The sequence below is a fragment of the Vibrio sp. M60_M70 genome (assembly GCF_037162085.1).
GTDB lineage: Bacteria > Pseudomonadota > Gammaproteobacteria > Enterobacterales > Vibrionaceae > Vibrio > Vibrio diabolicus.
On record NZ_JARLUL010000002.1, the window covers coordinates 1364278 to 1377994 of the forward strand.

Below are 13717 nucleotides of genomic sequence, written 5' to 3' on the forward strand. Positions count from 1 at the left end.
TCCTAAACTAGCTCGTAAATTGAGGTTAATACAATGAAAAAACTCGCTCTTATTTCTGTAGTAGGTTTGGCATTGTCTGGTTGTGGTGGTTCAGGTGGTGGCAGCAATAGCGATAGCACACCAACTCAACCAGTAGTGAAACCAAGTGTAGCGATTGGCTCTGTTGAAGCGGTCAACGCTGAAGAAAACACGTTAACCGTCAATGGATATACATACCATGTGTCTGGGGTGGTTTATGGCGATACATCAATGCAATTGGCCGATGTAGAACCCAAAATGATGGTTCAAGTAGGAACAGATGTTCGTAAAGCGTCTGACGATGGCTTCTTAGTAACACTTGAGCCAACCATTACCGGACGTGTTACAGCAATTGATTATGTGAAGAAAACATTTACGGTAAACGGCGTAGATCTGCAGTTTGACGGTTTAAGTGATGATATAGAGATCAACGACTGGGTGATGGTGTCATCCTTGCCGACTGCGGATGCGGGTTATCGAGTGTTGTCTGTGGTCGAAATCGACGTAGATAACGATTACCCAACTCTTGGAAGCTACTACGAACTGGAAGGTCGCATTACTAGTATCGATGAAAATGCTGGCACGTTTAAGCTTGGTACAAATATAACCGTATCTTACGACAACATTAGCCAACTTAGCACCGGCCAATGGGTGGAAGTAGAAGGTGAAATGCAAAACGGCGTCTTCATGGCAAATGAGGTAGAAGTTGAAGGCTACGACGTCATAAGCAATGACAGCGATGTGGAAGGCATCGTGACTTGGGTTGCAAATGATTACAGTGAGTTTTCATTAAACTACCGAGGTGCATTCTTCATCGATAACGCAACACGATTTGAAGATGGCAGCAAAGCGAACCTAAAACAAGGTCAAGAAGTGGAAGTAACGTCTGTCATGAAAAATGGCAAACGCATCGCTACCGTTATTGAGTTTGAGCAACCAGACTTTGACGATAACAACCAATGGCACGGTAAAGAATTTGAATGTGAAGGATACGTATCAAACTACGATGCTGAAGCAAGAACATTTAACATCGAGCGTTGCGAAAACGACGCAGATCAATTGCTAAACAACACTACCGTTGTGATTGATGTACAAACACGCTTCCAAGGCATCGAAGAACTTAACCTAAATGGTGCTCGTGTCGAAGTCGATGGTGTAATCATCAACGACCAAAATATTGCCCGTGAAGTGGAGTTAGACGTTTACGACAACTGATCCCTTCTACGCTAAAGAAAAAGTGTCACTTCGGTGGCACTTTTTTGTTTTTCTATTTTTAAATCCTCTCTCTTCTTTTGGCTCACTTTAGTAGCGAAACCTTACAGTAAAAAAAGAGCGCCGATTGACGCTCTTTCCGATCTCTAATTGATAACCAATTATGCGGCCTCTGTCTGACCTATCCAATGATAATGGTGGTTGGCTTTTTTACCCACTAAACCGAGCTCTGCCAATTCCTCAAACACCTTGTCTACCTCTTCCGCAGATAACCTAAATTGTTTGGCAACGGCTTTTTTTGTGCACGTAATTTGATGCGTTTTAAGTGCATCGCTCACTTGCTCTAACAAAGTTTTCGGTTCCTTTGGTTCTTCTGGCTCCGGCGTTACTGGTATTTCTTGCTCTTCTTCCTCTTTAATATGAGGAAGATACCCCGCTGGCTCTGGATCGATATCGCGAACCGTTTTCAGTATCATGCCCTCATTTCGGCGATAGAAATGTCTGAACCGTTGCTCTTCACCAATCAGGCCGACAAAAAATGCAGCAAAGAAATCCAACAGAATCGAAAGAAATACAACCAAGCCAAGCTGAGCTTGCTGAGAGGTGGTACCAAATGCGTTGGCCAGGCTATCAATCAAACCAATCACTGAGCCTTGCGTGACCGGTGGTAAGCTATCACGTTCCATAGCCAAGCGTTGCTGCTCTTCGCGTAAGGTTTTGTTTTGCTCCTGAATGCGAGTTACACCGGTCGCGATACGCTCCATCTCGATGTATTTCTGCGCCGCCATATTGTTGAGCTCAATCTGTTTATCGATTGCCGCAATCTGGCGATTAAACGCTTCCACTTTCGCCTGCTCTACCGAAATATGACTTTGTGCGCTGTTTGTTGCACTGTTAATGCCACCAATACTACCGCCAATGGAGATCGCAGCTAAGACTAAATAAAACACGAGAGCGGTTGCCGCCCCTGTGTAGTTGCGATGGGCTCGGCGCTCACCGTATTCATACCAAGCGTAGAACTTACCCGCTTCAAAAATAATCGCTAAACCACCAAATAAGGTTTGCATCATCGGGTTTTCGTCGATCGACAAAAACAGCAATAGAGAAAAAATAGTCGATGCTAAAATCGCAGCACCAGTGAATGCGTATACACTCACCATGGCAAATCGACCTTTAGGGTATCGATATCCAATCTGTTGTTCGTATTTCATTTGAGAAATTTCTTAAGATTAATCGCCCCTCCGACTAAGTAGGACGGACGTTCTGGCATGTACAAAGGAGCGCAGAATACCGTATCCTTTATTAAATTACTGTCATAATTCCGTTAATGGAAAACAAGTGAAGATTCGGTGTGCATTTTGAATCGATATCAGCCAAATCTAGCACGTAAAAACACCACCACGACACCCACTAACCGGAGCTTCAGTGACATATAAGAGAGATTAATTCAGTATCTTCAAAAGCGACTAGGCAAGACAGACAAGCTGAATTGGAGGTTATGAATGCAAGCCGAATCAAGACATGCCATCTGCCGTAACACGTTGCTTTAAATCGTAAAGAGCCAAGCTATTAAAGCGTTAAAAATAGGCAATAAAACAAATAATGCACACTTGCATCACCTTTTAGTAAACTGATAATTACATTGTTTGGTTAATTTGTTAGTATCCCGCGCCGAAGAAGATAAGCACTCAATTGTATGGAAAACACTCTAATACAGCATAAACACCATCGCTTGCACGCTATTGCGGTTATTATCGCGGTGTTGTTTCAGTTGTATTTAGCGTCCACAGCGACTCTTAACCCAACACAAGTTCACAGCACAACTTGGCTTAACAAAGTTCAAAGTGAAAAGGTCTTACTGTGTACCGCAGATGGTTTCAAATGGGTGGATATCAATACGCTGATTGAAGCTAACGCTCAACCTTCTTCTACGCTCATTCAAGATCTTAATTTACATGAAGGCTTTCAGTTTGAGTGTCCGCTTCTTCAAGCGGTTCAATTCTTTCTTTTGGTTGCGATTGGGCTATACCTGACTACCATCCATTGGCAGCGCCGAGTCAAGAAAGCTCTGACGCCTTACCGATTTTCAAAATGCGATAAGCTCGTTTACAAACACATCGCGCCTAAGCACTCTCCGCCGAGTGTTTTTCCTGCCTAACAGGCATCTAATCATTAACAACTTTATTCAAGAATAACGATGACTCTGTTTGTTGTCCATTCAGAGAAGCTATTCATTCAAAAGGAAAAACACATGCTTAAATCATTTAAAACCGCCGCTATCGCGCTTATTGCTGTCATCGCTAGCCCACTGAGTTTAGCGCACGATTATGAAGCAGGAAAAATTCATATCGACCATCCATGGAGCCGCGAAGCGCCACCAAACGCACCTGTTATCGGTGGTTTTTTTCAATTAACCAACCACGGTGACAGTGAAGATGCATTGATCGCAGCAGAAAGCCCAATCGCAGGACATGTCGAAATTCACACGCACAAGAAAGAAGATGGTGTGATGAAAATGATTAAGATTGACGAAGTGCGCGTTCCCGCCAATGACTCAGTGTTGTTTAAGCCAGGCAGCTTCCATTTAATGATTTTCAATCCAACACAAGCGCTCAAAGAAGGTGACCGCTTCCCTATGACGTTAACATTCAAAAACGCGGGTAAAGTGGAAGTAGAAATGGCGGTTGAAAAACAAGGTCACATGGAAAAACACATGCACCATTAATGACGTAAACAAAAATGCCCGCTGATTTAGCGGGCATTTTTATTTCAGCTTAATAGAAATCATTATTCCGATAGATCATAACCCGATTCTTCAGAATAATGGCAGCGAGTAGCGCTTAGCGAGACGAAGTCATAAATTTGGTAACAATGCCCATAGCGCAATTAGTTTTCTTTCTACTTGAAACAGACCTCAGCCCAACGAGCTAGGCCAGCAGTTACCGAGCCAAAATAATTTCCACTGACAACCGGAATATTTGGCAGTACAGTTTGCACCGCATCGCGCAAAATTGGCGAGCGTGCCGAACCACCAGTCATAAAGATAGCATCGGGTTTCACCCCAGCTTGCTCTACCGCTTCTGTCACCAACGCCGTCATTTTATTCTTCGGCGACTGAATCGCTTCGATCATTTCGTCTCGTTGCACATCGACTTCAATCAGTTCTGACAGTAAGTTGATGCCAGTTCGGTAAGAAGCTTGTTCTGAAAGCGCCACTTTCGCTTCTTCGGCACGGCGAACAATGTTGTAGCCTAAAGACTCATGATACACCTCTAGCAAACGAGCAAGCTTTTCTGGCTCTTGAGCCTGCTTTTGAAGCAACTTCAACGCGGATAGGTTCTCTCGCGAATAGAAATCACTCTGCGCTTCTACATTGTTGATTGCTATCGGGTTCCAGAATTGGGTGGTCGGCATCACAATACCTGACTCCATTTTGCTTTCCATGCCAAACGGGAACATGAGCTGCTTAAATGCTAACGCGATATCAAGATCATTCCCGCCGACGCGCTGGCCACTATGAGCTAACAAGCTTGCGGTCCTATCCGCTTTGCCACGCCAAGACGGCCCCATTTGAATCAACGAGCAGTCCGTTGTACCACCGCCAATATCGACCACTAGAATGGTTTTGTCTTCGCTGAGTGTCGCTTCATACTCTAGGCCCGCCGCGACAGGCTCAAACTGAAACTCCACATTTTGGAAGCCCGCACGTTTCGCTGCCCGCAACAAAATACGTTCAGCCTGAATGTTAGCCGTTTCACCGCCACGCCCATGGAAGTTAATTGGCCGGCCGATAACAGCATCGGTAATACTTTGCTGCGCATCGTTTTCGGCTTGCGACTTAATATTGTCCATCATCGCGCAGACAAGATCTTCGAAGAAAGCCAATTGCACGTCACGCAAGCCAGAAGCGCCAAGAAAAGACTTCGGCGACTTTACGTAATAGATATCACGAGGGTCTTCCAAATAGAGATTAAGCGCCGCCAGACCAAATGCAATGTCGTCAGATACGAGATCAATACTTTCTTCTCTGTTTAAATTGATTGCCCGGCGTAAAACCTGCTCACCAACTTGATCTAATGGTTTAATATCTCGATGGCGAAATAAGTGCTCGGATACCGATTCACGAGTCGGTGCAGCAAGGGTGGAAGGAATAAATGGACTGTTCCCTTCTAGGTTAAGCATTACTGGCTCACCCGATTCCATTTTTGCCACTGAACAGTTTGCAGTGCCATAGTCAAAGCCGATAAACATAGTTCCTCCCACTAATAAGGGCCTGTAGACCGTTAAAAAGCCGGCAATGCTAACTTAATGGCATAGGAATTACTATCCTAAAATCGTGTGTAATTTAACGTGGCAAGTCTATCTAAGGTTTATTGCTCTCTTTTTTCATAGATGGCAAAACAACCGCAACCAATAACGCTAATAATAAGAATACAGGAGTAAGCGTTAACCCGTGCCAGATCGAATAACCGTCATGGAACAACCAGAAAATACCAACAGTCAAGAGATACGCAAAGTAACTGCAAAACACTAAGCTAATCGCAACAAAGCGAGTTCGATTGATAATAAGAATCCGCACTAGATACTGACTAAGAATACCAGAACAGTGCATGGCAAGCTGCCAATTGATGATAAAGAAAGCAAGCGCAATAAACCCTGCAACCACTAGTGAATCGTGAGTATTTAAAATAAAGTAGCTACCAAATCGGCTTATGATGATCGGGTAATCCCCTTCATATACTGTTGACCAAGATATCGCATTTGCTGCTGCAATATAATTCGCAAAATAAGCGATGGCGTAAAAAGTCGTTTGAGAGCTGAACGGCTGAAATACATCCGTACAATATCCTCGCCATTCTTCTTTGTTGGCGGTAGGTCCAACCCAGTTACGTTTTTGATGAGCGACACGCTCGGCGAATGCAGGTCCGTTGCGAAACAACAACCAAAATATATACAGTAAAAGTATGACCAAGAGTATCGAAAACATACCCTTCCCCCTCAGAAATTATCGGCTCCACTGCCAATGGCGTTGGGGTCGTAAACTCCACTTCCCTGCTATACCTATTTCATTTATCTGAACTTATTATTTTATTGCTGCCAAAACTTATTTAACGACATGCTAAACAGAAACATGGTCTCACTTGATGTTTAAGCTCAAAAACCTACTTGTAGGTTTAGCACACAAAAACAGGGCCTGCAGAATGGAGAAAAGGAAATCGCGACTTATTAACGAACATGAAAACGCTAACTTGCTACGGTGACCGCGATGAGGGGAGAAGCATTCAAAGCGGTCATACATGCGGGAGGAACAGCTATTTCTCTAGCTTCTCTTCAAATACACCAATCTCTCTACCCAGCCAAATCGCGCGTTCCGTATGATCGAGCAACTCTTCTTCACTCACAGGATGGATAAGCACAGAAAAATCACCTCGAATTGTATCGAGCCAAGCCAAAAACTCTTCACTCAATGACTCTAGATGAATTTCAAACATCGGCATTTTATGTGGGCCAACCAATCTTCCAACCAAAGGAAACACACGCAGCACATCTTGACGCTCTTGACGGATGATCTCGTTCAAGGCTTGCGCTTTATCTTGTTCTCTTAAAGGAAAATAAACATGAGCGTGATACATAATTTCTCCATAATCACTTCGACTTGAGCACCATCTACTGTTGATAAGCTCAAGGACCGCCGAGGGTATACATTTGTAATGTCGTCACCCTACCCTGATTCCACTCTGTTGGGAAGAAGTTATGTATTCTCATAAGGCCGGAGTTTCGGGCACAACAAAAAATCTCAATACAACACATAACAACTACTTGAGTTGATTCATTAATAATGACTCACTTTGTCAAATTTTACAGCCAAATTTTGTTGCAAATATGTTTCATTCAATAGCAATTAAATTCGAGTTTAAAAATGCCAACAATTAAAAATTAGCATATTACTCTACAAAATCAGGGTGTAAGCAAAACTTTACTACTGATCAAAAGTCAAAATGAAGCACAATTTAACAATTTGTTTACACTTATTGTATCTGGCTATACCACGATTTAGTTAGAGGTTAGATGCAGAAAAAATGTTTCTCTGTGTCTTGCGATGAAATAGCCGCAGCGGTGTTATCGAAAAATAGTTTAAAGGACGTACAGATGCCTACAGCTATAGAAAACACAAGCAACCTTAGGTATGGCCTTTGCGCTGATATCAGAGTTTGAGTACCCATACAAACTCTGGTTTGATATGAACAGCTGCAGTCCAAAAGACACGCAGCGTCAAAAGGAGCTTGAGATGAACGTTCAGGCATTACCCATGCATCGGTTTATCGACCATCATGGGGACCTAGTCGGCCAACTACCCAGCTGGGCTGACACTGAAACTTTGGTCGGGTTTTACCGAGACATGGTATTAACTCGCACTTACGACAACAAAGCCGTTGCGTTGCAACGCACCGGCAAGTTAGGGACCTACCCTTCGCACCTAGGTGCTGAAGCCATCGGCATTGCGGTCGGCAGAGCGCTGAAAGCCGATGATGTATTTGTCCCTTATTATCGCGATATGCCTGCAATGTGGTGTCGTGGTATTGGCATGGAGAAGAATCTTCAATACTGGGGCGGTGATGAGCGCGGTAGTGATTTTGCTCCTGAGGGCAGCCCAATTCCTAGCCGAGATCTTCCATTCTGTGTTCCCATTGCGACGCAATGTACACACGCTGTCGGGGTGGCTTCCGCATTGAAAATTCAAGGTAACCATGAAGCTGCGCTAGTCATGTGCGGCGATGGCGGTACATCCAAAGGGGATTTTCTAGAGTCAATAAACTGTGCGGGTGCTTGGAATATTCCACTTGTTTTCGTTGTGAATAACAACCAGTGGGCAATTTCAGTGCCGCGTAGCCTTCAATGTGCTGCCGATTTCTTATCAGAAAAAGCGCAAGGCGCTGGTATACCGGGCATTACAGTAGATGGTAACGATGTCGTCGCGGTTTATGATGCAACCAAGACCGCACTTGAGAGAGTGAGAAAAGGGAAAGGCGCAACACTCATCGAAGCGGTGAGTTACCGACTGAGTGACCACACTACGGCCGATGATGCGACTCGTTATCGTAAAGAGGACGACGTTCAAACCGCATGGCAATACGAACCTATAGCACGTCTTAAAACGTATCTCCTTAATCAAGGTGCTTGGAGCGATGAACAAGAGCAACAATGGCTAGAATACTGCAAGGAACAAGTGGAACTGGCAGTTGAACGCTACCTCAGCTTACCGTCACAAGCACCTGAAACTGGGTTCGATTATTTGTATGAATCGCTTCCCCAAGAGCTTCACGCTCAAAGAGATGAACTCATCAACAAAGCAATGCGAATGCAGGGAGGCAAACATGGCTGAGCTAACGTTAGTTGAAGCAGTAAATCTCGCTCTGCACCACGAAATGCAACAAGACCAAAATGTTGTCGTGTTAGGTGAGGACGTAGGTGATAATGGTGGCGTATTCCGTGCCACCGTAGGGCTCAAACAAGAGTTTGGTCTCAAACGAGTGATCGATACGCCCCTCGCTGAAGCGTTAATCGGCGGTGTTGCGGTCGGTATGGCAACGCAAGGATTACGACCTGTCGCCGAATTTCAATTTCAAGGTTTTGTTTTTCCGGCAATGGAGCACTTAATGTGCCACGCGGCACGCATGCGTAACCGAACTCGCGGTCGCCTCACTTGCCCTGCGGTTTTTCGTGCGCCATTTGGTGGCGGTATTCACGCTCCAGAGCACCACTCAGAAAGTGTAGAGGCGCTATTTGCGCACACTGCTGGCTTTAAAGTAGTGATTCCTTCTTCACCTCAACGCGCATACGGCCTGCTTCTCGCCGCGATTCGAAGTAATGATCCTGTCATGTTCTTCGAACCGAAACGCATTTATCGAACCGTAAAATCTGAAGTCGTTGATAATGGCGAAGCACTTCCACTCGACACCTGCTTCACCTTACGTAAGGGGCGAGATATCACGCTTGTTACTTGGGGCGCATGCGTCGTAGAGTCACTTCAAGCCGCACAGACCTTATCTAGTCAAGGAATTGAAGTCGAGGTGATTGATTTGGCGAGCATTAAGCCAATTGATACCGCAACGATTTTCAGCTCACTAGAAAAAACCGGACGTTTACTCGTTGTTCATGAAGCGAGTAAAACTTGTGGTGTGGGCTCTGAGCTTTTAGCTCGAACAGCCGAACACGCCATGTGCTTACTAAAAGCCCCACCTAAACGAGTAACTGGAATGGATACCATTATGCCTTATTACCGTAACGAAGATTATTTCATGGTTCAGGAAGAAGACATTGTGACCGCAGCGCGCGAACTCGTGGAGGATTGGAAATGAAGACGTTTAACTTACCCGATCTCGGCGAAGGCCTCGCTGAATCAGAAATTGTAAAATGGCACGTTAATGTCGGTGACATGGTTAAGTTGGATCAAGTGATCTTAACTGTCGAGACAGCAAAAGCGACGGTCGACGTTCCCGCCCCCTACTCGGGCCGTGTAGTCAGCCGCCATGGGGAAGAAGGTGATATCGTCAATATTGGCGCATTGCTACTCGAAATTGACGAAACTGGCGCAGAGCGCGGGGCTACGGTAGAGAAAAAAGAGACTGCTGACGCCGCGACCGTTGTCGGCAATGTTTCTCATCAAGCACATCACGTTAACGTCGATGACTTCTGGATTGGAGGCAATCACAACACGACTGAGAGTAATCTAGTTACTGCTCTACCCTCGGCTCGTCTATTGGCACAAAAACTTGGGGTAGATCTTAATCTCGTGTCAGGCAGTGGTCCAAACGGTCTTATCGTTGATGCCGATATTTACGACGAAGCCGGAAAACAGCGTCCGGGCACCGAAGTATTGAAAGGCGCTCGACGCACCATGGTGTCGTCGATGACTGAGTCACACGAGCACGTTGCTGCCGTGACCATTACAGAAGAAGCGTTGCTGGAAGACTGGCTGCCGAACGAAGACATCAGTATCCGCCTGGTTCAAGCGATTGTTCATGCGTGTCAGGAAGAGCCCGCTTTAAATGCTTGGTTTGATGCAGAAACCATGACGCGTTGCGTGCACAATACGGTTAATCTTGGTATTGCTGTAGATAGCCGTCATGGCTTGTACGTACCCGTATTGCGCCACGCAGATGAATACGAGCCACAAGATGTTCGTCGTTGGCTCGATCAAACCGTTGAAGGGATCAGAGAGAGAAAAATCGGTCGAGAGCAATTACAGCACGCGACGATTACGCTTTCCAACTTTGGAGCGATTGCCGGCATTTACGCGACACCTGTCGTCACACCTCCGCAAGTCGCTATTGTTGGTGCTGGTCGAATACTCGACCGAGTGGTGATAAGAAATGGTCAAGCAATTTCGGTGAAAGCAATGCCGCTATCAGTAACGTTTGATCATCGCGCTTGTACTGGTGGTGAAGCTGCAAGGTTTACGAAAGTACTTGCAGAGCACCTGCAACGCCCGAGCGAAAAGTAACTGGTAAAAACCAAATGATAAAGGCTTCCAGTTCGGAAGCCTTTTGTTTGAGGAAGCTGATTATATCTACAGCTTCTCTAGCAACTCCGGCATCACCTCAAATAAATCGCCGACCAACCCATAGTCAGCGATGTCAAAAATAGGCGCATCGGGATCGCTGTTAATTGCGACAATCACCTTTGAGTCTTTCATTCCCGCTAAATGTTGAATAGCACCAGAAATTCCGACGGCAATGTATAATTCAGGTGCAACAATTTTACCAGTTTGCCCGACTTGATGGTCATTAGACACATACCCCGCATCAACCGCCGCTCGGGACGCTCCTACCGCTCCACCTAGCTTGTCAGCCAATTGTTCGACTAAAGCAAACTTCTCTTTACTCCCGAATGCACGACCACCCGATACCACCACTCTAGCCGCTGGCAATTCTGGTCGCTCACTTTCTGGCGTTTGCTGCGAAATAAACTCACTAAGTTTGTTGATAATCACCGTATCGACTTGAGTAACCTTAGGGACAACTGGCGTGTCTGACAGCTCTACGGCATCAAAAGCCGTACTTCGTATGGTCATCACTTTAAAGGGGTCGTTCGACGTGACTCTCGCCAATGCATTCCCGGCATAAATGGGACGAATCACCGTATCGATAGACTCGATTGTCATCACGTCCGAAAGTTGCCCTACATCGAGTAACGCCGCCACGCGAGGCATCACATTCTTACCAAATGTACTGGCAGGAGAAAGAATGTGTGAGTAATTTTTGGCTACTTGTGAGATCAAAGACGCGATATTTTCCGCTAACCCATGCTCGTATTCCTTCGCGTCAACCCAGATAATTTCTGCAACGCCCTTAACGCACTTCAACTCATCCAAAACCGATTGGCACTGATAACCAATAAGCAATACAGAAATAGGAAGCGATTTAGCATCATCCTTGATATCAAATGCCGCTTTAATTGCACACAGCGTCCCTACAGCCAACGACTGGTTGTCATGTTCCGCAATGACAAGTGTTGCAAATGGTCGGTCGTCCATGGTCATGCCTCGTATAACACGTCAGATCCATTACTTGAGCTTAGTTCACTTCACGTTAACGTCAACTGAGCTATAGTTTTCTGTATAGAAACCAAAAACCTGTCACGCAGATGACGATAATAGAAAGGAAGCAGATAGATGGAACGAGAATGCATGGAGTTTGATGTCGTGATCGTGGGAGCCGGACCTGCGGGCTTAAGTGCCGCTTGTCGCCTAGCTCAACTCAACCAAGATAGTGAAGGTGACGCACTTTCAATTTGCGTTGTAGAAAAAGGCTCAGAAGTGGGCGCACATATTTTATCTGGCGCTGTTTTTGAAACCAATGCCTTGGATGAACTTTTCCCCGATTGGAAAGAAATGGATGCCCCGCTATCAGCCTCAGTTCAGCAAGACCATTTCCTTTATCTTACTACTGAGCAAAACCATATTCGCGTCCCTCATTTCCTTACGCCACGTCCAATGATAAATGGCGAAAATAATTATGTAATTAGCCTTGCCAACCTTTGCCGTTGGCTCGCTAACCAAGCAGAAAGTCTTGGGGTGGAAGTTTTTCCTGGCTTTGCCGCTGCAAACATCAATTATGATCAGAGTGGCGCCGTGACAGGCATTAATACGAGCGATATGGGACTAGATAAGAACGGCCAAGCCAAACCTAACTTTGAGCCAGGTATCGAGCTAAAGGCAAAATACACCCTTTTTGCTGAAGGTTGTCGCGGACATCTGGGTAAAGAACTTATTCAAAGGTTCGACCTAGACGCAGGCAAGCAACCTCAGCACTACGCGCTTGGCTTAAAAGAGATATGGGAATTACCCTCTGACAGCAAGGATGTATCTGGCAGTGTTATCCACTCCGCTGGCTGGCCTTTGAGCGAGACAAATACCACTGGCGGCGGTTTTCTCTATCACATGGAGAACAACCAAATCGCGGTCGGTTTGATCGTAGATTTAAACTACAGCAACCCTTACTTAAGCCCGTTTGACGAGTTTCAACGCTTTAAGCATCATCCAGCTATCAAGCAACACCTAAAAGGTGCCCAACGTATCGCATATGGTGCAAGAGCCATTGCAAAAGGTGGACTTTCTTCTCTGCCGAAACAGCAATTCCCCGGCGGTTTATTGATTGGTTGTGATGCGGGGACTTTGAACGTCGCTAAGATCAAAGGCAGCCATACTGCGATGAAATCCGGAATCATTGCAGCAGAAGCGGTACATACGGCCCGACAAACTAGAGCTTCTGAGCCAGACTACCAGTCGTTGTTTGAATCATCATGGTTGTATGACGAACTCGCCGAAACGCGTAACTTTGGCGCGAACATCCACAAGTTTGGCAGCATACTGGGCGGTGCACTTTCGACCTTTGAGCATAACCTATGGCAACCACTGGTTAAGAAGCCGTTACCTTGGTCTATCAAGGACTATTCGTACGATCATGAGCAGTTAAAACCTAAACAAGAGTGCCACCCAATTGCATACCCAAAACCAGATGGTGAAATCAGTTTTGATAAGCCTTCGTCGGTATTTTTATCGGGAACACAGCACGAAGAGGACCAACCTTGCCACCTTGTTCTGACTTATCCTCACATTCCAATTGATGTGAATTTGGGTATGTATGACGAGCCGAGTCAACGCTACTGCCCCGCAGGGGTTTACGAAGTGGTGGAAGTTGAGAGTAAGTTGAAGTTTCAGATAAATGCCGCCAACTGCGTGCATTGCAAAACCTGTGATATCAAAGATCCTTCACAAAACATCACATGGAAAGCGCCAGAAGGTGGCGGCGGACCAAGCTATCAAAACATGTAACCAAAGAACCACTTAAAGTGCGAAGCAGTGCATTTACTACTGCTAATTTTTAAAATGGTTAAGCAAAAAGTCGGTAGCTAACAACAGAAAAGAAAAACAGCACCTGATGATTCAATCAGGTGCTGTTTACTAAAATAACTTTATCTTCAG

At 45.5% G+C, this 13717-nt stretch carries 12 protein-coding genes; 7 read left to right on the forward strand and 5 right to left on the reverse strand.

What is annotated here, in order from left to right:
• Positions 1 to 33: 33 nt before the first annotated feature.
• A complete protein-coding gene (locus P4S59_RS21765; protein WP_337169046.1) occupies positions 34 to 1233 on the forward strand; it encodes a DUF5666 domain-containing protein in 1200 nt (399 codons plus the stop codon).
• Positions 1234 to 1391: 158 nt separating this feature from the next.
• Here the strand turns inward: P4S59_RS21765 and P4S59_RS21770 are convergent, their stop codons facing one another.
• A complete protein-coding gene (locus P4S59_RS21770; protein WP_047009268.1) occupies positions 1392 to 2441 on the reverse strand; it encodes a hypothetical protein in 1050 nt (349 codons plus the stop codon).
• A gap of 485 nt (positions 2442 to 2926) precedes the next feature.
• Between P4S59_RS21770 and P4S59_RS21775 the strand changes: the two genes are divergently transcribed.
• Both P4S59_RS21775 and P4S59_RS21780 read left to right on the forward strand, forming a co-directional pair.
• A complete protein-coding gene (locus tag P4S59_RS21775; RefSeq protein WP_046875326.1) occupies positions 2927 to 3388 on the forward strand; it encodes a hypothetical protein in 462 nt (153 codons plus the stop codon).
• Positions 3389 to 3481: 93 nt separating this feature from the next.
• Positions 3482 to 3955 carry a copper chaperone PCu(A)C gene (locus P4S59_RS21780; RefSeq protein ID WP_005395626.1) on the forward strand — a complete coding sequence of 158 codons (474 nt, stop codon included), beginning with the start codon at positions 3482 to 3484 and terminating at the stop codon, positions 3953 to 3955.
• A gap of 173 nt (positions 3956 to 4128) precedes the next feature.
• Here the strand turns inward: P4S59_RS21780 and yegD are convergent, their stop codons facing one another.
• From yegD to P4S59_RS21795, 3 genes are all read right to left on the reverse strand, one after another.
• Positions 4129 to 5481 carry a molecular chaperone gene (yegD, locus tag P4S59_RS21785; protein WP_337169047.1) on the reverse strand — a complete coding sequence of 451 codons (1353 nt, stop codon included), beginning with the start codon at positions 5479 to 5481 and terminating at the stop codon, positions 4129 to 4131.
• 112 nt (positions 5482 to 5593) lie between these two features.
• A complete protein-coding gene (locus P4S59_RS21790) occupies positions 5594 to 6217 on the reverse strand; it encodes a hypothetical protein (RefSeq protein ID WP_337169048.1) in 624 nt (207 codons plus the stop codon).
• A gap of 325 nt (positions 6218 to 6542) precedes the next feature.
• Positions 6543 to 6863, reverse strand: a complete 321-nt coding sequence (locus P4S59_RS21795; protein ID WP_005375836.1) for a DOPA 4,5-dioxygenase family protein — start codon at positions 6861 to 6863, stop codon at positions 6543 to 6545.
• 656 nt (positions 6864 to 7519) lie between these two features.
• On the opposite strand from P4S59_RS21795, the gene pdhA reads away from it, so the two are divergent.
• Genes pdhA through P4S59_RS21810 form a run of 3 tightly spaced genes read left to right on the forward strand, consistent with a single transcriptional unit; the run spans position 7520 to position 10735 of the window.
• A complete protein-coding gene (pdhA, locus tag P4S59_RS21800) occupies positions 7520 to 8614 on the forward strand; it encodes a pyruvate dehydrogenase (acetyl-transferring) E1 component subunit alpha (RefSeq protein WP_337169049.1) in 1095 nt (364 codons plus the stop codon).
• On the forward strand, positions 8607 to 9590 hold the full coding sequence (locus P4S59_RS21805) for an alpha-ketoacid dehydrogenase subunit beta (RefSeq protein ID WP_005395620.1): 984 nt from the start codon (positions 8607 to 8609) through the stop codon (positions 9588 to 9590). Before pdhA ends, P4S59_RS21805 begins: the two co-directional genes overlap by 8 nt.
• The gene (locus P4S59_RS21810; RefSeq protein ID WP_047009272.1) at positions 9587 to 10735 is read left to right on the forward strand and encodes a dihydrolipoamide acetyltransferase family protein; all 1149 of its coding nucleotides are present in this window, start codon (positions 9587 to 9589) and stop codon (positions 10733 to 10735) included. The genes P4S59_RS21805 and P4S59_RS21810 overlap by 4 nt, the downstream gene beginning before the upstream one ends.
• Before the next feature lie 66 nt (positions 10736 to 10801).
• Here the strand turns inward: P4S59_RS21810 and P4S59_RS21815 are convergent, their stop codons facing one another.
• Positions 10802 to 11767, reverse strand: a complete 966-nt coding sequence (locus P4S59_RS21815) for an electron transfer flavoprotein subunit alpha/FixB family protein (RefSeq protein ID WP_167427579.1) — start codon at positions 11765 to 11767, stop codon at positions 10802 to 10804.
• Positions 11768 to 11905: 138 nt separating this feature from the next.
• Between P4S59_RS21815 and P4S59_RS21820 the strand changes: the two genes are divergently transcribed.
• Positions 11906 to 13567 carry an electron transfer flavoprotein-ubiquinone oxidoreductase gene (locus P4S59_RS21820; protein ID WP_167427580.1) on the forward strand — a complete coding sequence of 554 codons (1662 nt, stop codon included), beginning with the start codon at positions 11906 to 11908 and terminating at the stop codon, positions 13565 to 13567.
• The last annotated feature ends 150 nt before the right edge of the window (positions 13568 to 13717 follow it).